The 18,318-nt window shown below is 62.7% G+C and carries 18 protein-coding genes, 1 tRNA gene and 2 pseudogenes; 13 read left to right on the top strand and 8 right to left on the bottom strand.

What is annotated here, in order from left to right:
• The first annotated feature begins 17 nt into the window (after window positions 1–17).
• A complete protein-coding gene (locus tag V1293_RS18935) occupies window positions 18–1,808 on the top strand; it encodes a peptide ABC transporter substrate-binding protein (RefSeq protein ID WP_334511366.1) in 1,791 nt (596 codons plus the stop codon).
• Between the two features lie 89 nt (window positions 1,809–1,897).
• Here the strand turns inward: V1293_RS18935 and V1293_RS18930 are convergent, their stop codons facing one another.
• Together V1293_RS18930 and V1293_RS18925 are read right to left on the bottom strand one after the other, a co-directional pair.
• Window positions 1,898–2,755, bottom strand: a complete 858-nt coding sequence (locus V1293_RS18930) for a lytic transglycosylase domain-containing protein (protein WP_334511365.1) — start codon at window positions 2,753–2,755, stop codon at window positions 1,898–1,900.
• Window positions 2,756–3,143: 388 nt separating this feature from the next.
• A complete protein-coding gene (locus tag V1293_RS18925) occupies window positions 3,144–3,641 on the bottom strand; it encodes a hypothetical protein (protein ID WP_334511364.1) in 498 nt (165 codons plus the stop codon).
• Window positions 3,642–3,692: 51 nt separating this feature from the next.
• Between V1293_RS18925 and V1293_RS18920 the strand changes: the two genes are divergently transcribed.
• The gene (locus tag V1293_RS18920; protein WP_334511363.1) at window positions 3,693–3,884 is read left to right on the top strand and encodes a hypothetical protein; all 192 of its coding nucleotides are present in this window, start codon (window positions 3,693–3,695) and stop codon (window positions 3,882–3,884) included.
• Between the two features lie 92 nt (window positions 3,885–3,976).
• Here V1293_RS18920 and V1293_RS18915 read toward each other — a convergent pair.
• Window positions 3,977–4,061, bottom strand: a tRNA-Leu gene (locus V1293_RS18915).
• A gap of 172 nt (window positions 4,062–4,233) precedes the next feature.
• Here V1293_RS18915 and V1293_RS18910 point away from each other — a divergent pair.
• Window positions 4,234–4,779, top strand: a complete 546-nt coding sequence (locus tag V1293_RS18910) for a disulfide bond formation protein B (RefSeq protein ID WP_334511362.1) — start codon at window positions 4,234–4,236, stop codon at window positions 4,777–4,779.
• Window positions 4,780–4,860: 81 nt separating this feature from the next.
• Here V1293_RS18910 and V1293_RS18905 read toward each other — a convergent pair.
• A pseudogene (locus V1293_RS18905) lies at window positions 4,861–5,142 on the bottom strand (GGDEF domain-containing protein); the annotation flags it as partial.
• Here V1293_RS18905 and V1293_RS18900 point away from each other — a divergent pair.
• The 7 genes from V1293_RS18900 to V1293_RS18870 all read left to right on the top strand — a co-directional run bounded on the left by V1293_RS18900 (window position 5,069) and on the right by V1293_RS18870 (window position 11,420).
• Complete coding sequence (locus V1293_RS18900) at window positions 5,069–5,302, top strand: hypothetical protein (RefSeq protein ID WP_334517081.1); 234 nt, start codon at window positions 5,069–5,071, stop codon at window positions 5,300–5,302. The pseudogene V1293_RS18905 and the gene V1293_RS18900 sit on opposite strands and share 74 nt — an antisense overlap.
• Before the next feature lie 63 nt (window positions 5,303–5,365).
• Window positions 5,366–5,623 carry a DUF7662 domain-containing protein gene (locus V1293_RS18895; RefSeq protein WP_334511361.1) on the top strand — a complete coding sequence of 86 codons (258 nt, stop codon included), beginning with the start codon at window positions 5,366–5,368 and terminating at the stop codon, window positions 5,621–5,623.
• 271 nt (window positions 5,624–5,894) lie between these two features.
• The gene (locus V1293_RS18890; RefSeq protein WP_334511360.1) at window positions 5,895–6,410 is read left to right on the top strand and encodes a copper chaperone PCu(A)C; all 516 of its coding nucleotides are present in this window, start codon (window positions 5,895–5,897) and stop codon (window positions 6,408–6,410) included.
• A gap of 199 nt (window positions 6,411–6,609) precedes the next feature.
• Window positions 6,610–8,319 (top strand): PQQ-dependent dehydrogenase, methanol/ethanol family, encoded by a 1,710-nt coding sequence (locus tag V1293_RS18885; RefSeq protein WP_334511359.1) that lies wholly within the window; start codon window positions 6,610–6,612, stop codon window positions 8,317–8,319.
• A 131-nt stretch (window positions 8,320–8,450) separates the two neighbouring features.
• On the top strand, window positions 8,451–8,951 hold the full coding sequence (locus V1293_RS18880) for a c-type cytochrome (protein WP_334516790.1): 501 nt from the start codon (window positions 8,451–8,453) through the stop codon (window positions 8,949–8,951).
• Window positions 8,951–9,598 carry a hypothetical protein gene (locus V1293_RS18875; protein WP_334516788.1) on the top strand — a complete coding sequence of 216 codons (648 nt, stop codon included), beginning with the start codon at window positions 8,951–8,953 and terminating at the stop codon, window positions 9,596–9,598. The genes V1293_RS18880 and V1293_RS18875 overlap by 1 nt, the downstream gene beginning before the upstream one ends.
• A 271-nt stretch (window positions 9,599–9,869) precedes the next feature.
• Window positions 9,870–11,420, top strand: a complete 1,551-nt coding sequence (locus V1293_RS18870) for a L,D-transpeptidase (protein WP_334511358.1) — start codon at window positions 9,870–9,872, stop codon at window positions 11,418–11,420.
• Between the two features lie 143 nt (window positions 11,421–11,563).
• On the opposite strand, the pseudogene V1293_RS18865 reads toward V1293_RS18870, so the two are convergent.
• Window positions 11,564–11,776: pseudogene (locus V1293_RS18865) on the bottom strand (EAL domain-containing protein); the annotation flags it as partial.
• A gap of 139 nt (window positions 11,777–11,915) precedes the next feature.
• Between V1293_RS18865 and V1293_RS18860 the strand changes: the two are divergent.
• Complete coding sequence (locus V1293_RS18860) at window positions 11,916–12,377, top strand: hypothetical protein (protein ID WP_334511356.1); 462 nt, start codon at window positions 11,916–11,918, stop codon at window positions 12,375–12,377.
• On the opposite strand, the gene V1293_RS18855 is transcribed toward V1293_RS18860, so the two are convergent.
• Both V1293_RS18855 and V1293_RS18850 read right to left on the bottom strand, forming a co-directional pair.
• Window positions 12,346–15,222: an EAL domain-containing protein gene (locus V1293_RS18855; RefSeq protein WP_334511355.1), complete on the bottom strand. Its 2,877-nt coding sequence runs from the start codon at window positions 15,220–15,222 to the stop codon at window positions 12,346–12,348. The genes V1293_RS18860 and V1293_RS18855 overlap by 32 nt on opposite strands.
• 120 nt (window positions 15,223–15,342) lie before the next feature.
• Entirely contained in the window at window positions 15,343–16,341 is a 999-nt protein-coding gene (locus tag V1293_RS18850) for an NAD(P)H-quinone oxidoreductase (protein ID WP_334511354.1), read from the bottom strand.
• Between the two features lie 106 nt (window positions 16,342–16,447).
• On the opposite strand from V1293_RS18850, the gene V1293_RS18845 reads away from it, so the two are divergent.
• Window positions 16,448–16,639, top strand: coding sequence for a DUF1192 domain-containing protein (locus V1293_RS18845; protein ID WP_334511353.1), 192 nt, complete (start codon window positions 16,448–16,450; stop codon window positions 16,637–16,639).
• A gap of 720 nt (window positions 16,640–17,359) precedes the next feature.
• Entirely contained in the window at window positions 17,360–17,872 is a 513-nt protein-coding gene (gene rcdA / locus V1293_RS18840) for a protease adaptor protein RcdA (RefSeq protein WP_334511352.1), read from the top strand.
• A gap of 213 nt (window positions 17,873–18,085) precedes the next feature.
• Here rcdA and rpmE read toward each other — a convergent pair whose 3' ends face one another.
• Window positions 18,086–18,313, bottom strand: a complete 228-nt coding sequence (gene rpmE, locus V1293_RS18835) for a 50S ribosomal protein L31 (RefSeq protein WP_108514241.1) — start codon at window positions 18,311–18,313, stop codon at window positions 18,086–18,088.
• Window positions 18,314–18,318: the final 5 nt, after the last annotated feature.

The raw sequence follows: 18,318 nt of genomic DNA, 5'->3' as shown, positions 1-18,318 counted from the left end.
GTTAAGGAGCCGGCCCCATGAAAGAGCGGGAACTTCGAGACCTGATTGCAGACGTCAAGACCGGCCGGCTGTCGCGGCGGGCCTTTGTCCAGCGAATGATCGCCGCGGGCCTTTCGGCGCCGATCGCCGGGATGATGCTGAGCCAGTCCGGGGTGGCGATGGCTGCGACCCCGCTTCCCTACAAGCCGGCCAAGGCCGGCGGCGGCGGCGTGCTGAAGCTGATGTATTGGCAGGCCGTGACCCTGCTCAATCCGCATTTCGCCGTCGGCACCAAGGACCAGGAAGGCTCCCGGATATTTTACGAGCCGCTGGCGGGATGGGACAATGACGGCAACCTGGTTCCGATCCTCGCGGCCGAAATTCCGAGCAAGGAGAATGACGGGCTGGCCGAGGACGGCCGCTCGGTGATCTGGAAGCTGAAACGCGGCGTCAAATGGCATGACGGCATGCCGTTCACGGCAGACGATGTCGTCTTCAATTGGGAATATGCCAAAACGCCGGAGACCGCGTCGGTCTCGATCGGCAGCTACAAGGACATCACGGTCGAGAAGATCGACGACTTCACCGTCCGCATCGTTTTTGCCAAGCCGACGCCATTCTGGGCCGATGCCTTTGTTAGCGCCTACGGCATGATCATCCCAAAACACTTGTTCAAGGATTACGTCGGCGCCAGGTCGCGCGAGGCGCCGAACAACCTGAAGCCGGTCGGCACCGGCCCTTATCTGTTCGTGGATTTCAAGCCGGGCGACATGCTTCGCGCAAAAATCAATCCCAATTACCACGTCGCCAACCGGCCGCATTTCGACGAGGTGGAGGTCAAGGGCGGCGGCGACGCGGTGTCGGCGGCGCGCGCGGTGCTGCAGACCGGCGAATATGACTATGCCTGGAACATGCAGGTCGAAGACGAGATCCTGCTGAAGATGGAAGCCCTCGGAAAGGGCAGGATCAACATCACGCCGTCAGGCAATGTCGAATTCATGCAGCTCAACTCGACCGATCCTGCGGTCGAAGTCGATGGCGAGCGCGCCAGCATCAAGACCAAACATCCGCTGTTCAGCGATCCGGCCGTGCGCCAGGCCATCAATCTCCTGATCGATCGCGCCTCGATCGAGAAATTCATCTATGGTCGCACGGCGCTGGCCACCGCGAACTTCCTCAACAACCCGCCGCGCTTCCGGTCGAAGAACACCAAATTCGAATTCAACATCGAGAAGGCCAACCAGATCCTCGAAGCCGCGGGCTGGAAAAAGGGCGGCGACGGCATTCGCGCCAGGGACGGCAAGCCGCTGAAGTTCGTATTCCAGACCTCGATCAATGCGCCCCGGCAGAAGACCCAGTCCATCGTCAAGCAGGCGTGCCAGAAAGCGGGCATCGACGTCGAACTGAAGTCGGTGGTGGGATCGGTGTTCTTCTCTTCCGACACCGGCAATCCCGACACCTACCCGCATTTCTATTGCGACGCGCAGATGTACAACACCACCATGCCGCAGGCCGATCCGCAGTTCTTCATGAACCAGTATGTGTCGTGGCAGGTGGCGAACAAGGAAAACAAGTGGCAGGGGCGCAATGTCTCGCGCTGGCAAAGCAAGGAATACGACGAGATCTACAAGCAGGTCGAACAGGAGCTCGACGCGGTGAAGCGCGCGGCGCTGTTCATCAGGCTCAACGACCTCGTCGTGTCGGACAATTACATCCAGCCCATCATCTCCCGCACCCGGGTGGCGGCGCTCGGCGCCAAGCTGACCGCGCATATCTCGGGCTGGGACAACGATCTGTGGCAGCTCGCGAGCTGGTACCGGGAGGCGTGAGGCCAGGGTTTCGGATGTGGCGGGCGAAGCTCCGAGACAAGGAAGCCCGCGTCGCCGCGGACTTCTTTCGTTTGGCGACAGATCGGCCACTACAATTCCCGTGCCGCCCTCGATAACTTCGTGCGGCCCGAAGAAGCTGACGCGAGACGCGTGACGGCCTGTTTCCCCGGCTTGCGCGCCGATCCCTTTCTAGCCAGCAGCACAGCGTGGGCATTTGTCCTTCGGGATGCCACGCCGCCACGTGCAGCCATCGAACTTGCGGCCACGCGCAGTTTCCTGGCAGCTGCGTTCTTCTTGTCCTCGGCTTCGTCAGCCTCCGCCTTGCGCAACAGCGCGCTGGCGGAAGGCGTCAGGTCGACATTGACAGCGGCGATCTGGTCTTGCCGCGACAGGCCGCCGACGCCTTCGCATGGCGCTTTCTGCGGCAGGTCGGTCGGCATGTAGACGGTATTCTCTTCGTCGGTCCACGCTTCTGCCTTGTGGCCGGTGATGATCTTGACGTAAGCGCGCGTTTCCTTAGGGAGCGTGCTGCGGCGTGAGAGCCACTTCTGAATCCTGCCCCCGCCGGCATTGTAGGCGGCCGCCGCAAGCCCGAGATTTCCGAACTGATCGTGAAGCTTGCGAAGAAATTTGGCCGACGCAGGGATCGCCTGCAGCGGGTCGAACGGATTTCTCAATCCCATTTCGACCGCCGTTTGCGGCATGAATTGCGCGATGCCCTGCGCGCCTGCCGAGCTGACCTCTCCGGCACGAAACCTGCTTTCCTGCCACAGCAGGCGCGCGAGAAATCCGATCGGGATATCGTTCTCCTCGGCCGCAGTCTTGACCGCTTCGCAGACCGGATTCGGTGACGCGGACTCGTCATGGAACGAGGCTGCTGCATGAGCTGCGGCATCGGTTGCCGTTGCGGCCTCGTATGGCGCGCCGACAATATTCGTCGCGTCCAACGCTTGCGAATACTCAGCCGACGCGGCCACGGTTCCAGTTTGGTTGTTCGATGTCGTGGCGGGTTCCGATTGCGCTTGGGCAACGACGAAGGAGGGTTCCGTCCACACTGACCGGACGTCGGAACGTTCAAAATCCACCGTAACCACAAGCACAGCAATCACGGCGGCGAAAAGATATCGCATCAACTTCCATCCATGGTGAGAAGGCCGGTCGGATAGAAGCGGGATGTGGACATTTCGCGGATGAACTGCGGCAGAGCCGTGTTTTCTGACCCGTAGTATTACCGAACGGGTTGAAGGTTCCCGCGTGCAGAGTTCAATGCAGTGTCACAACGCAGCACAACGCGGCTTTGCAATACTGAATTGACAATGGCGGTGGCGGACGTGGTCAAGCGGCCAGCGTAAAAGCTTCGTGCACGGACGATTGGACCGAGCCGCCGGTCACGGCTCCTCCGCCCGCAACATAGATGGCATCGTCAATGGTCGTGGCGCCCACCGCGTGCCTCGGCGTCGTCATCGGCGCATGAGACAAGGTGTTCGTCTGCGGATCGTAACTCTCCATCTGCCCGAATACGGCGGCTTGCGAAATCTGACCTCTATCCTGCACGCCGTATTCGCCGCCCATTGCGAAGAAGCGGTCGCGGTAGACGACGAGACCGTGGCCGGAACGCGCCGTGGGCAGCGGCGCGCGCTCCTTCCATGTGTCGAGCGACGGCAGGTAAACGTGGTGAAGATCGGTGTTGTACTCAAACGTGTTGAAGAGGCCGCCAATGATATGGATCATGCCGTTATGGGCGACGGCTGCGGCGGCGCCGCTGGGTTGATCGTGCAGCCGCGACGCCGCGCCATTGATCGATGGTGCCAGCAGCTGGATCGGTGTACGCATGGGGTTCGCGCTGACAGCGTGGCGCCGATTCCTCTCTTGAAAGAAACCAAAATGAGCGAGCGACTTGAAACGCTGAAGAAAGCCCGTGAACGCATGATCGAGGATAGGGACACACATGCGAAAGTGCTGGCCGCGCCGTTTGACCGTGACAAGGCCGAACGGGCCCGCAACAAGTTCATCGAGATTCAGGTGCTGATCGACGCCCTGGACCGCGCGATTGGCGGAGAGGGAGCGTCTCGCTAAACGGCTGAGCCAGGGCAGATGCGGCACGCAACATTTTGCCATGACGCTGCATGCCCGCTCGAGATACAACCATGGATGGATGAATACGAGCGTGGTGCCCCTGGCCGGAATCGAACCAGCACTCCTTGCGGAACTCGATTTTGAGTCGAGCGCGTCTACCAGTTCCGCCACAGGGGCCTTCGGTCGCGGGCCGGAGGGCCGGTGCGGCGAAGCGGGCGGGAATATAGCGGGCGGCCTGCGCGGGTCAACCCGCGCGGATGTGATTGTGGCCTGCCTCGACAGTTTAGTGGCGTCGGGATAGGACGCTATGGTCTGGTTTTGAGCATCGTGATGCTCCGGGAGGACGACCGTGACGCTCAACGCCGCCGCCCATTGGTCGCCTGCGCGCCTTTCCGCCGATCCCGCGCTGGTCGCAGCGCTGGCGATTGCGTTCATCGCGGCGGTTACGCTGGCGGGCGCCTGGTTCTTCCAGCTCGTGCTGGACATCCGGCCCTGTCCGCTCTGCCTCGAACAGCGCTACGCCTATTATCTGGCTCTCCCGCTCGGCCTCGTCGTCGCCTTCGCCGCTTCCCGCGGGGCGCCACGCCCGGTCCTGCTGGCCGGCCTTGCCATCCTCGCGCTCGCCGCGCTCGCCAATGCCGGGCTTGGCGCCTATCACGCGGGCGTCGAGTGGCAATTCTGGCAGGGCCCGACCGATTGCTCCGGGCCGGTCGCCGATCTCGGCAGCGCCGGCACGCTGCTGCAGCGCCTCGACACCGTCAAGGTGATCCGCTGCGACGAGGTGCAGTGGCGCTTCCTCGGCCTCTCGCTCGCCGGCTACAATGTGCTGATCTCGCTGTTGATGGCGGCGATCGCCGCGTGGGGCATCGTCGCGGCGAAGCGGACAGCTTCGTAGGGTAGGCAAAGGCGCGCTTGCGCCGCCCACCATCTATCATCGAGTAGACTTCGTAGATCCGGATGAGCGAACTTCGAGACGCTTGGCGGTGGCGGCATGATCGAACAGGATCAGGTGCTGGATTTCTATACTGACGCCGTTGATCTCCGGTATCACCAGATTGCTGGCGACGTTGCGCAGCGCGAGGTCATAGAGTTCGATCTTCCGGCCGGTATCGGCATCGATGCCGGTTGCGAGATTTTCCAGAGTCTGGCGTGCGAGCGCTTCCTCGCCGCGGCGCATGTCGAGCATGACGCTGGCGCAAATCGTGGAGAAGCCGATCACGGTCGCGATCGACGACGCGATCAACAGCTTCCCGGACAATCGCCAGGGCCGGCGGCCGGAGTCTTTCCCGAACCAGCCCTTTCTGACCGGAATCTTTCCTGGCCAAGTCGCTTTGCCGTCCGAACAGCATCATCCGCTCCAGACCTTCCGGTATGCGCCGGATAAATGGTTGCGGCCTCAGGCGGCGACGGCGATATGATAGAGAGTTAACGCCTGGTTGCCGGCGCCGACGGTTTTATGCAAATCACCATTGAGGGCACGCGTGCACGTTTACGATCCGTTGCGGGACTATCTGAGGGCGCAGAAGCGCGCCGAATTCGTGCTGAGCTTCGAACAGATCGAGGAGATCATCGATGCAGCCCTGCCGCGCGCCGCGCACCGCGCATCATGGTGGGAGACGCTGCGCAGCCCGCAGGAGAAGATGCCGCAGCGCGAGGCCTGTCTCGAGGCCGGCTACATCGCGACGCGGCAGGCGGACGGCAAGAGCGTGAAGTTCAAGAAGATGCCGGTGCGGCGGTGAGCGCGTGCCGCTCACACCGGCGCATGCAGCGCCGGTGTTCCGTGCAGGATATCGATTGGTATGGAATACGGTGGACCAGTTGCTGTTGGAATCATTTTCCAAACACCGGCCCTACCGTCGCCTCAATTTGGGATGATCTGGTTCTCCTTGGGGCGCAACTAAAAAGACAAGAAGAAAATCGATAGTGGGAGGATGGCCGCCGATGATTCCGACGACATGGTCGTTTGGGCGTCCCACGCCTGTAAATCTCTGACGGCCGCGGCGATAGCCGATGACCGCCACAGCGACATCGAGCCTTGATGGTGCTCTTGATCGGGCAGGGTGGGCTCCGCTGCCCGACAGATCCCGGTTTCTCGCGCTCGGACTTGTTGCCGGACTTGGTGCTGGTCTTGGGCTGACGCCCGGTTTCGCTGCTGCAGGCGACACACTTCAGGTGACGAGCGCCCGGGTACCCGCGTCCGACGAGATTGGTATCGATCTCCCGCTGCTGATGACGATCAGAAACGATGCGACTGAGGCCGACGCGATACTGCGCGTCCGCTGTCCGTTCGCGAATTTCTCCGAAAAACACACCGTCGATCGCGGCGAAGGCGCGCCTGCCATGCGCGAAGTCAAGTCGATTCCGATTCCAGAGAACAAGACGGTCGAACTCAAGCGAGACGGATATCACGTGATGCTGCTGCAGACGCGGCAGAAGCTCGTCGACGGCGAGAGGTTCACATGCGCCGTCGTTTTCCAGAAAGCCGGAACCAAGGAAACGGAGGTGCAGATTTCGCGAACGCCGTGATCGCGACAGCGGGCTGCTGAAGCCCGCTGAATGGGGCCCGACAGCGAAACGCCCGGATATGCCGGACGTTCAATCCAACATGAACTGCCACAAGAACTTGCCAACAGGGAGGGCATTACTCATGGAGCGATCTTCAGGTCACACTAAAATGTTGACGCGAGCCTGTCTGCTTGTCGTAGCAGGTGCTGCCGCAAGCGGGATGGGCGCACCGTCAGTCTTCGCTGCAGACCAGGTCAATCAGGAGCGGCTGCTCAACGTCGACAAGGAGCCGGGCAACTGGCTTCATCATCATCAAAATTACTCGGGTCACCGGTTCTCCAGTCTGAAGGAGGTCAACCGCGATAACGTGAAGAACCTGAAGGTCGCCTGGACCATGCATCTCGGCGGCATCGAAGGCGGTGGTATCTGGAGCCATGGCGGGCTGGAAGGCACTCCGATTGCCGAGAACGGCTTTCTCTACGTCACCGATGGATGGGGCTCCGTCTACAAGATCGATGCGCATGGCGGCCGCGGCGTGCTGGTCTGGAAGATGGATCCCAAGACGGACCGTGACTGGGCTGGTGCTGTGGCGTGCTGCGGCGTCGACAATCGCGGCGTCGCGCTGTGGGGGGATCTCGTCATTTCCCACACGCTGGATGGCCGGCTGATCGCGACCAACAAGGAAACCGGCCAGGTCGCGTGGCAGCGTAATGTGGCCGATCCGGACAAGGGCGAGGTCATCACCGGCGCGCCGTTGATCGTCAAGAACATGGCGATCACCGGCGTCGCGGGTGCGGAGTACGGCATCCGTGGCTGGATCGCCGCCACCGACCTCACGACCCAGAAGGAGGTCTGGCGCACCCACACAATCCCAGGCAAGGGCGAGCCCGGCAGCGATACCTGGAAAGACAGCAACAACGCGGCTGCCGCCGGCGGCGGCTCGACCTGGGTAACCGGCACCTACGATCCCGCAACCGACACCATCGTCTGGGGCACCGGCAATCCCGGACCGGACTGGGATAACGCCTATCGGCCGGGCGACAACCTCTACACCGACAGCTCGCTGGCCCTTGACGCCACGACCGGCAAGATCAAGTGGCACTATCAGCACACGCCAAACGACCCCTACGACTATGACAGCGTGGCGGAAAACGTGCTGGTCGATATCCCCGGGCCCAGTGGTCCGCGGAAGCTCGCGCTCGAAGCGGACCGCAACGGCTTCGCCTATGCGATCGACCGCACCACCGGCAAGTTCGTCTGGGGCCTCCCGTTCGTGAAGAAAGTCACATGGACCAAAGGGCTCGACGCGGAGAGCGGCAAGCCGATCGAGTATGACCCGAACAAGGCCGTGCAGACCTATATCGCGTCGGTGACTCCAAGCCGCACCAACATGGAAACCGACATCTGCCCCGGCAACATGGGCGGCAAGAACTGGCCGCCGACGGCCTACAATCCGGATCTCAAGCTCTGGTACATCCCTGTGATCGAGAGCTGCAATCGCATCAAAGTTGAGGTGATGACGCCGGAAAAACTGAAACCACGGGAGTTCTGGACCGGCGGCGGCCCGAGCCAGCCGGTCAAGATCACCGGCAGCGTGACGGCGATCGACGTAACCACCGGCAAGATCGCCGGCAAAATGGAAACGCCGTTCCCCAATCTGGGCGGCATCCTTGCGACTCCCGACCTCGTCTTCACCGGTCAGCCATCCGGCGAAGTGATGGCGCTTGACGCCAAGTCATTGCAGAAGCTCTGGGAGTTCAACACGGGCGGCGGCGTCAACGCACCGCCGATGACCTTTACGGTCGATGGCAAACAGTACGTCGCCATTCTGGTCGGCCTCGGCGGCGCCTGGGACAAGTGGTTCATCGATTCGACGCCCGAACTGAAGAAGATACAGCCGGGATCGATGCTCTACGTATTCTCGCTCTGACATTCTCGAAAGTGGAGGCCCGTCAACCGCGGGCCTCCGCTTCCTCGGCAAGAGACGCAATGATGATCTTCAACAGACTCACCGCGCCGGCGGGCATGCTGCTCGCGAGCGTCGTCGCCCTGAATTTTTCGATGCTAACCGCTGCCTACGGTCAGTCGGCGCAGCCGCCAGCCTCGGATCCGACCAATGCCGGCAAGGCGGTGTTCAGTCGCGCAAACTGCATTGGCTGCCACAAATGGCACGGCAATGGCGGCGGCGGCTACGGCGGTGATGCGCTGTCGCTGCGCAAGACCGAGCTGACGCGGGATCAGATCATTGAAACCGTCGGCTGCGGGCGGCCGGGCACCGGGATGCCGTTCTTCATGCGCGGCGCCTACGATGAGGTGAAATGCCACGGCATGAACCTCCAGGACGCGGGGGCACAGATGCCGCCCGAGGGCGGAACGTTTCTGCGCCCGAAGGATATCGAAGCCGTCGCCGACTACGTGATCGCTCACATCAAGGGAGCCGGCGAACCCACTTACGCGGAATGCGTCACCTTCTTCTCAAGCACGTCGCGGGTCTGCGACGTCTACAAGGCACAGCCGCAGCAGCCGGATCATGCGACCGCCAGCACGGGGAAGGGCCAGTGATGGACAGACTAACGCTATCGGGCGTTCTTGCCGCGGGCCTGCTTGTCTGGCAGGGCGTCGCACTTGCGCAGTCTCCGGCACGGGCGGAAGAGTTCGGCGGCAGCGATCTGCGCGACATTCGCCTCGGAATGGCCGCGACCGAACTGGCGGAGTCCGGCTACGTCGACTTTTCTTGCGCGGCGGATCCGAAGCGAACACTGGCTGGCTGGAAGGATTGGCACGACTGTCCTGTCGAGAAGAGTGGAACACGGGCGATCCGATTTGGTTACGATCCCTCGACCAGCCGCGACGGCACGATGGTGGCGGGCCATCCTGCGATCCTGACCTTGCTGATCGACGATACCGGGCACGTCGCCGGTTTGCAGATCGAGACCGATCCGAAGGCGCGTCTCTATATCCGGAAGAAGGCGTTTCTGCTCGGGATACAGGCCAGATCGCGCTACGGCCCGGAAGGCTGGACGTGCAGTGAAGGTCGGCCTGAAGCAGGAGACCAGCCGGTGGGTGGCGTCTACCTGAAGGAGCGTTGCACCAAGACGGTCAGCGGCCGTTCGCTCATTGTCGAACGTAATCTGTTCCGCCGGCCCGGTCAGGACATCCAGAGTTTCGTCGACGAAACGCGGATCAGCATATTGCGAGCCAAGGATTAGCGGATGATGGTGCTGGCTGCCTGAGTTAAATCTAGCTGTAGAGTAGACGTCGTCTCGCTTCATGCTGCACGTCCAAAAAGTGCCAATTTCAGCGAGCCACCCTTCCGGCTACGCGGCCTGTCGTATATGAAAGAATTGCCAGCGGAACATGCCGATAGTCCCGCGAGCGAATTGGCGGCGTGGATGGTGGCGGCGGTTAGTTGATCCCAAAAGTCGCGATCTGACACTTGATCGAGGCAGGCGCGGACAGGCATTTCAACCGGGGCATGGCATGGTGAATCGATTTACAGCGGCGCGATCCACCATGGCGATGTGGCGTTGGGGTTCCCCTGCCATTGTGACGCTCGCGGTGATGGCCGCACTGACGGCGCTGACCGCCGACGCTGCGGCGAAAGAGGCGCGCCCCAAGCCCCCCACCGAGGCGACGGCGCCGCGCGATGCAGGCGAGCCGATCATGGCGATCGTGTCGATCAAGACCCAGCAGGTCACTTTCTACGACGCCGACGGCTGGATCATGCGCGCGCCGGTATCGACCGGCACCACGGGACGCGAGACGCCGGCCGGCGTCTTCGCCGTCCTGGAGAAGGACAAGGACCACCGCTCGACCATGTATGACGATGCCGAGATGCCGAACATGCAGCGCATCACCTGGAACGGCATCGCGCTGCACGGCGGGCCGCTGCCCGGATATGCGGCCTCGCACGGCTGCGTGCGGATGCCCTTTGGTTTTGCCGAGAATTTGTTCGACAGGACGCGGATCGGGATGCGGGTGATCATCTCGCCTGATAACGCCGAGCCGGTCGAGTTCTCCCATCCGGCGCTGTTGGTGCCGAAGGCAGAGGCCATCGCGGCCGCGCCGGCCAGGGCCGAGGCGCTCTCCCGCGAGGCGGCCGAGGCTGCCAAGACGGCCGACGAGGCGAAGAAGGCCGCCGCGACAGCGACGCGCGAGACGGCGTCGCTGTCGGCGTCGCTGCGCAAGCTGGAAGGGCTCAAGACCCGCGCCGCCGCCGAGCTCGCCTACGCCGACAAGGCGCTCGCCGCCGCCAAGACGGACGAGGCCAAGGCGCGGGCCGAGGACCTCAAGCAAAAGGCCGCCACCAAGGCCGCGGAACTGGGGAACCAGCTCGACACCGCCAAGGCCGACGCGAAATCGAAGCTCGACGCCGCCGCCGTCGCGAAGGAAGCCGCCAAGACGGCGCAGACGCGGAAGGCCGACACCGCCAAAGCGGCGAGCGAGGCGAAGCTCGCGCTCGAGCCGGTCTCGATCTACATCAGCCGCGCGACGCAGAAGCTTTACGTGCGCCGTCCCACGCATAAGCCGGCACCTGACGGCGGCGGCATCGTGTTCGATGCGACGATTGAGGTTCCGGTCACGATCCGCAATCCCGAAAGACCGATCGGCACGCATGTGTTCACGGCGGTGGCGCGCAACGAGGCGGGCTTGCGCTGGACCGCGGTCACGATCGACAACGGCGACAACGCCAAAGCCGCGCTCGACCGCATCACCATCCCGCAGGAGGTGCTCGATCGCATCGCGCCGACCGCATTGCCGCGATCCTCGATCGTCATCTCGGACGAGCCGCTGAGCCGCGAGACCAACTATCGCACCGAGTTCGTCGCGGTGCTGAACAACCAGCCCCAAGGCGGCTTCATAACGCGCCAGCCGACGGCCGACGTCCTCATCGCGGGCGACGACGTCCAGGGCGGCGACGGCTTCGGCTTCTTCAATTTCCAGCGCGATCTAGCCCCGCAAACCGGCAATACGCGCCGCCGTGGCGGCCAATACTATCGTCCGGTGCAACCGGGCTGGTGGCAAGACTAAGCGGAAGTTGCCTAAGACACGGCACGCCGCACGTAGGGAAGTCGGGGACCCGTAACCACGGGGCGTTGCTGTAGCAAAGGCAGCTGGCCCCATCGCCTCACAGAAAAGCCGCGGCGTATGGTCCGTCGCCTTCGCCGGGCCGCTCAGCTCGCCGCTTCCAGCCGCTCTTCCGTGAGCAGCCGCATCGCGGCGTCGGCGTCCATCGGCTCGCCGAAGGCAAAGCCCTGGGCATATTCGCAGCCGAGCTGATAGAGCTCGACCGCATCCGAATCCGTCTCCGCGCCTTCCGCCACCACGTCCATGCCGAGGTCGTGGGCCAGCGCGATGATCGATTTCAGGATCACCGGCCGCGACCCGCACAGATGCTCACGGATCCGGACAAGCCCGTACAGGCCCGACGGTCGATTGCTGAACTTTGATAGAAACGACGCTTGCGGCGTTCCGGTACGTAAGAATTGATGTCGTGCTTTGCGGTGATATCTGGAGGTTAAGAACATGGCCGACCCTGTGCAGATCGCTTCCAAGTTCTTCTATGTAGGCGCACTGATCGCCAATCCACCCATTGTCGGCGGAACTACCCTTGTTCCTGCATCTAACAACAACGGTAACATCGCCTACGTCTTCACGCAGCCGACGGAACCGTGTGACGGCACGAAATGCGAGCAGGAAATTTTTCGGATCGACAAAAATCCAGACTCCTGCTGGATCTACGACGATATTTCGCTCGACAACGTCGAACAGGCTCCGGGATTCTTTTTCCGACCGGCTCAAACGGATGAAACGCTAGAGCTCCGCTCCCTCGGTAACGTGAATGGCCGCGTGTTTGTTTTTCGTGCGCGTGTTTCGTTGCGCTGCGCGCCGACAAGCCAGACCAGACCACCGTGCACCCGGCATCCCTGCGCCCTTTCGAGGGTATGGAGGGTGCTCAGCTCGCCGCTTCCAGCCGCTCTTCCGTAAGCAGCCGCATCGCGGCGTCGGCGTCCATCGGCTCGCCGAAGGCAAAGCCCTGGGCATATTCGCAGCCGAGTTGATAGAGCTCGACCGCATCCGAATCCGTCTCAGCGCCCTCGGCCACCACGTCCATGCCGAGGTCGTGGGCCAGCGCGATGATCGATTTCAGGATCACCGGGCGCGTGCCGCGGCTGGTGGTGCGCACGAAGGACTGGTCGATCTTGATGGTGTCGAACGGAAAACGCTGCAGATAGGCCAGCGATGAATGGCCGGTGCCGAAATCGTCGAGCGACAGCCCGGTGCCGAGCTCGCGGATGCGCGTCAGCATCTGCGCCGCGTGCTCCGGGTTCTCCATGACAAGCGATTCCGTCAGTTCCAGTTTCAGCGTGCCGCGCGCCACCGAGGAGCGTGATAGCACGGTGCGGATATCGTGGATCAGGTCGTGGCGCAGCAATTGCCGCGAGGAGACGTTGACGGAGGCAAAGATCGGCTCGCGCGAGCGCATCGCGCGCTGCCACACCGAAAGCTGCCGCGCGGTCTGGTCGAGCACGAACATGCCGAGATCGACGATCAGGCCGATTTCCTCGGCAATCGTGATGAATTCCGACGGCGACATCCGGCCGAGCTTGGGGTGGTCCCACCGCGCCAGGGCCTCGAAGCCGGCGATGGAGCGGTCCTCCAGCCGCACAATCGGCTGGTACAGAATGGTGATTTCCTGCCGCTCGATGGCGCGGCGCAGTTCGCTTTCCAGCGTCAGGCGGTCGGTTTTTCGGGCGCGCATGGCGGGCTTGTAGACGTCGATGCGGTCGCCGCCGATGCGCTTGGAGTGATACATCGCAAGCTCGGCGTCCTTGATGATCTCCTCGGACAATTGCGTCTGCGGATCTGATAGCGCGAGTCCGATGGAGGCGGTCAGGAAGATCTCGCGGTCGTTGAAGGCGATCGGCGCGCGGATGGTCTTGCGGATGGTTTCGGCGAACGCGGTAATGCGCGCCGGGTCCTGTTCCGATATCAGGATCAGGCCGAACTGGTCGCCGGCCAGCCGCGCCAGCGTGTCCTGCGGTTTCAGGATGCGCGTCAGCCGCCGCGCCAGCGTCAGCAGGATGGAGTCGCCGACCGCGATGCCGACGGAATCATTGACCTGCTTGAAGCGGTCGAGGTCGATCACCATCAGCGTCGGCCGCAGGGTCGGCATGCTCTTGGTGAAATTGGCCACCGCGCCGAGGCGGTCCATGAACAATTTGCGGTTCGGAAGGCCCGTGAGGTTGTCATGCACGGAGTCATGGAGCATGCGCTCTTCGGCGTTCTTGATGTCGGTGACGTCGGTGAGCGTTCCGACCACGCGCGAGACCTCGCCGTCGGAGCCGACCACCGGGCGCGCCTTCAGTGCGAACCACATGAAATGGCCGTCGGGCGTGCGCAGGCGGAAATCCTGCACCAGCCGGCCGCGGCGCTGGTCGAGCACGCTGTCGAGCGCTGCGCGGAAACGATCCTGATCGAGCGGATGCAGCACCTCGAGCCATTTCGCGGCGGGACCTTCCAGCGTGCCGCGTTTGAGCCCGAGCAGGCTTTCGGTTTCGGGACTCGTGAACACCTTGTCGGCGGAGACGTCCCAGTCCCAGATCAGGTCGCCTGAACCCGTCAGTGCCAGCGCGCGACGCTCGACGTCGGAGACGATGCCGGTGGTCGCGCCGCCGCCGGCGAAGGCGTGCTGCATCACCGTAAATCCGATCAGCATCACGATCAGCACGAGGCCGCCGAGCAAAGCGGGGCCGACGATGTCGTTGGTGACGGAGCCCCCGACCGTCATGCCAGCCGCGATCACCCAGACCACCAGCAGGAACCAGGTCGGGATCAACAGCACCGCGCGGTCGAAACCATGCGTCGAGAGATAGACGATCAGCGCGAAGCCTGCGAAGGCGATCAGCACCAGCGAGATCCGCGCAATGCCCGAGGCGACCGCGGGATCGAACAGCGCCAGCGCCACCAGCGAGCCGAGGAAGGCCAGCCAGCCGACGGTGATGTGGGAATAGCGCACATGCCAGCGGCTGAGATTGAGATAGGCGAACAGGAACACCAGTAGCGTCGCCGCCAAAATCGCTTCGCCCGCCGCGCGCCAGACGCGCTCGGCGTTGTTCGACATGTCGAGCACCTTGCCCCAGAAGCCGAAATCGACGCCGATATAGACCAGCACCGCCCAGGCAAGTGCTGCGGCAGCGGGGAACATGATGCTGCCCTTGACCACGAACAGAATGGTGAGCACCAACGCCAGGAGTCCGGAGATGCCGATCACGATGCCTTGATAGAGCGTGAACGAGTTGACCTTGTCCTTGTAGGCGTCGGGTTCCCACAGATAGAGCTGCGGCAGCTTGTCGGTGCGCAGTTCCGCCACGAAGGTGATGACGGCGCCGGGATCGAGCGTGATGCGGAAGATGTCGGCAGTCGCGCTTTCCTGCCGCTCCGGACGATCGCCGGTCGACGGCGTGATGGTGGCGATGCGCGACAGGCCGAGGTCGGGCCACAACAGACCTGATGACACGATGCGATAATGCGGGGCGACGATCAGGCGGTCGAGCTGGTCGTCGGTGTTGTTGGCCAGCGCGAACACCACCCAATTCTGCCCACCCTCGCGGGCGCGGACCTCGATGCGGCGGACGATGCCGTCGGTTCCCGGCGCTGTCGAAACCTGGATGCGGTCGGTTTCGCTGCGCTGGTGGTCGAGGACGGCGGTCAGATCGATGGCAGGCGCGTCACTGCGGACGCTGACCGCGTCAATGGCGTGCGCCGGAGGCGCCGCCGCAACAATCATGAAGCCCAGCGCAACCAGCGCCAGGCACCTGATCAGACGCAATGTCAATACTCCGCGACCAACGATTCACCCGGCCCAGCGAACGGGTCGGCGTAGCCGCGATAAATGACATGAAAGCAAATCGAATCAAAGGGTTTCCACCTTGACTCCGCGCGCGATCGGTCAAACCGCCAACACAATTTTGCCAATATGTGCGCTGGTCTCCATCCGCCGGTGTGCGTCGGCGGCTTTTTCCAGCGGGAATGAGCTGTCCATCAGCGGTTTTACCCGTCCCTCGCGCAATAGTGGCATCACCTTGGCCTCGATTGCGGCGACCATCGCCGCCTTATCCGCATTAGTACGGGGGCGCAGCGTCGAGCCGGTGTGGGTCAGCCGCTTCACCATCACCTTGGCAATGTTGACGGTGACCTTGGGTCCGTTGAGGGTTGCGATCTGTACGATACGGCCATCGACCGCGGCGGCGTCATAATTGCGATCGACATAGTCACCGGCGACCATGTCGAGGATCAGGTTGGCGCCCGCATTGTTGGTCTCCGCCTTGACCGCGGCGACGAAGTCCTCGGTCTTGTAGTTGATGGCGCGGTCGGCGCCGAGCTTGAGGCAGGCGTCGATCTTGTCCTGCGAGCCGACGGTCACGATCACTTTCGAGCCGAACGCTTTCGCAAGCTGGATTGCCATGGTGCCGATGCCGGATGAGCCGCCATGGATCAGCAAGGTTTCGCCCGGCTTCAGCGCGCCGCGCTCGAACACATTATGCCAGACGGTCATCAGCGTTTCCGGGAGCGCGCCGGCTTCCTGGATCGAGAGCGACGGCGGCACGGCCATCGCCTGCGCGTCTTGCGCGATGCAATATTGGGCGTAGCCGCCGCCCGCCACCAGCGACATCACCTTGTCGCCGAGCTTGTGCTTGGCCGCGCCCGCGCCGAGGGCTACCACTTCGCCCGCGATTTCGAGGCCGGGCAGGTCGCTGGCGCCGGGCGGCGGCGGGTAGGCGCCGGAGCGCTGCGCGACATCAGGGCGATTGACGCCGGCGGCCATCACCTTGACCAGGATTTCGCCCGGACCGGGGACGGGCACGGCGCGGGTTTCCGGCAACAGCACCTCGGGGCCGCCGGGCTTGCTGATGCCGACGACGGTCATTTGCGCGGGCAGCTTTTCCATGATTTGTCCTTGCGAAATGCTCAAGAATTTGAAGGCGGCCCCTGATTAGCCAGCCCGGCCCCGGCTGGCAACCGCTCCGGGGACCGCCCAGCGCAAGGAGAAACGCATGGCGATCGAGGATGACGACAAGCCGCGGAAGAAGATCACCCACGAAATCGGCCAGGACCTCTCGCTATTGTCGGTCGAAGAATTGACCGAGCGCATCGCGCTGTTGAATTCGGAAATCGAGCGGCTGCAAGAAGCGGTCACCAAAAAGCGCGCGTCGAAGGATGCGGCGAATAGTTTCTTCAAGACGTAGGACTTCTAGAAACCGATCTCCTCTCCCGTCGTCCCGGACAAGTGAGCGTAGCGAACGCGATCCGGGATCCATACGCCGCGGCCCACCTTGTGGCAGGGCCGTTGGCCGACTTTCCCTCAATCAAATCCGCCGGTGATTTTGGGTCCCTGCTTTCGCAAGGACGACGGTGGGGAAAGAGGCGAAACCTATCAACTTGTCGCCCCTGCGAACGCAGGGGCCCATACGCCGCGGCCCATGTAAGGGGCACATTGGAAGACGGCTTCGGTTCAGCAAGCGACAGCGGGTGTTGGAGAACGCAGAGCGTCTCTGACCGCGTCTCCTCGATAGATCACGCGGTATGGGTCCCTGCGTTCGCAGGGACGACCAGCGGCTGGAGTCAATTTCAAAACTCGGCCACTGGCCGACATGGCAAATAATCCCTGAAGAAAATCGTTCGTTTACGAAGGATTAAGCTTTCTCCTTTATGACTGGCATCGTCCTCGTTTGGACACCGAGTGGCTCCTGTCCACTCTGTTTGACGCCTCCCTGTTATCAACTTCAAAAGCCGCCGGCAACGGCGGCTCTTTTTTGTGCGCAGCGCGGCTATTTTGTGCCCCCATACGCTGGAAACCATAAATCCGGTTGCCGCTGGACTCTCGACTTCGCCCGAGCAATGATTTGTTCATCATAAGCCGGTGGTTCACAGCCGGTGGGGCAAATAGTGGCGTGAGGGCGTTAACCATGGCGGACCGTTCGCAAAGCGAATCCGCGCTCGTTCTGTTCAGCGAGCGGCTCACCAATTCTGCGGCGTTCGGAACCCTGTTCCGGGAAGGCATGGATCTGGTCGAGGAAACCGCCGCCTATCTCGATGGCGACGGCCGCAACGAGGCCAAGGCGCTGGAACGTTCCGTCAGCCTCACTTACGCCACCGAAAGCATGCGCCTCACCACCCGCCTGATGCAGCTCGCGTCCTGGCTGCTGCTGCATCGCGCGGTCAAGGAAGGCGAGATGACGCTGACCCAGGCCAATCGGGAAAAGACCAAGGTCAAGCTCACGGCTGCCGATCCCGGCGCTGAGGACATGATCGCAAAGCTGCCGCAGCAATTGCAGGATCTGATTGCGCGCTCGATGAGCCTGCAGACGCGGGTCCGCCGGCTCGACACCTCGATCCACGCGCCCGTTGCTGAACGGGCCCCGATCGGCAATCCGCTGGTGCCGCAGCTCAACCGCCTGAAGGCGGCGTTCGAGCAGTAGTTACATCCGTCATTCCGGGGCGATGCGAAGCATCGAACTAAGGTGCGCAATTGCGCACCTGAGAATCTCGAGATTCCCCGGTGCGCAACTGCGCACCTGAGGTCTGGTCCTTCGGACCATCCCGGAATGACGACAGCGAACAGCACAACAAAAAACGCCCCGGCTGACCGGGGCGTTTTGCATTTCGGGGGTAGGAGAGCGGTCCGAAAACCCTCAGTCCTTCTTGAGGAAGCCCGAAAACTTCTTCTGGAAGCGCGACACACGGCCGCCGCGGTCAAGGAGCTGCTGCGAACCGCCGGTCCAGGCGGGATGCGACTTGGGGTCGATATCGAGGTTCAGCTTGTCGCCTTCCTTGCCCCAGGTGGAGCGGGTCTGGTACTCGGTCCCGTCGGTCATTACGACCGTAATCGTATGATAATTCGGGTGAATTTCGGCTTTCATGGCAT

The sequence above is a fragment of the Bradyrhizobium sp. AZCC 1693 genome, assembly GCF_036924745.1.
Taxonomy (GTDB): Bacteria; Pseudomonadota; Alphaproteobacteria; order Rhizobiales; family Xanthobacteraceae; genus Bradyrhizobium.
The sequence above is the reverse complement of the archived record's forward strand: the minus strand, read 5'-3'. Positions and strand labels throughout refer to the sequence as shown.

Bases quoted from the DNA above. Each gene is read 5' to 3' on its own strand.
- V1293_RS18935 (WP_334511366.1), top strand. From the start codon at position 18: ATGAAAGAGCGGGAACTTCGAGACCTGATTGCAGACGTCAAGACCGGC.
- V1293_RS18925 (WP_334511364.1), bottom strand. From the start codon at position 3,641: ATGCGTACACCGATCCAGCTGCTGGCACCATCGATCAATGGCGCGGCG.
- V1293_RS18920 (WP_334511363.1), top strand. From the start codon at position 3,693: ATGAGCGAGCGACTTGAAACGCTGAAGAAAGCCCGTGAACGCATGATC.
- V1293_RS18900 (WP_334517081.1), top strand. From the start codon at position 5,069: ATGACGCTGGCGCAAATCGTGGAGAAGCCGATCACGGTCGCGATCGAC.
- V1293_RS18890 (WP_334511360.1), top strand. From the start codon at position 5,895: ATGACCGCCACAGCGACATCGAGCCTTGATGGTGCTCTTGATCGGGCA.
- V1293_RS18885 (WP_334511359.1), top strand. From the start codon at position 6,610: ATGGGCGCACCGTCAGTCTTCGCTGCAGACCAGGTCAATCAGGAGCGG.
- V1293_RS18880 (WP_334516790.1), top strand. From the start codon at position 8,451: ATGCTAACCGCTGCCTACGGTCAGTCGGCGCAGCCGCCAGCCTCGGAT.
- V1293_RS18875 (WP_334516788.1), top strand. From the start codon at position 8,951: ATGGACAGACTAACGCTATCGGGCGTTCTTGCCGCGGGCCTGCTTGTC.
- V1293_RS18870 (WP_334511358.1), top strand. From the start codon at position 9,870: ATGGTGAATCGATTTACAGCGGCGCGATCCACCATGGCGATGTGGCGT.
- V1293_RS18860 (WP_334511356.1), top strand. From the start codon at position 11,916: ATGGCCGACCCTGTGCAGATCGCTTCCAAGTTCTTCTATGTAGGCGCA.
- V1293_RS18850 (WP_334511354.1), bottom strand. From the start codon at position 16,341: ATGGAAAAGCTGCCCGCGCAAATGACCGTCGTCGGCATCAGCAAGCCC.
- V1293_RS18845 (WP_334511353.1), top strand. From the start codon at position 16,448: ATGGCGATCGAGGATGACGACAAGCCGCGGAAGAAGATCACCCACGAA.
- rcdA (WP_334511352.1), top strand. From the start codon at position 17,360: ATGGCGGACCGTTCGCAAAGCGAATCCGCGCTCGTTCTGTTCAGCGAG.
- rpmE (WP_108514241.1), bottom strand. From the start codon at position 18,313: ATGAAAGCCGAAATTCACCCGAATTATCATACGATTACGGTCGTAATG.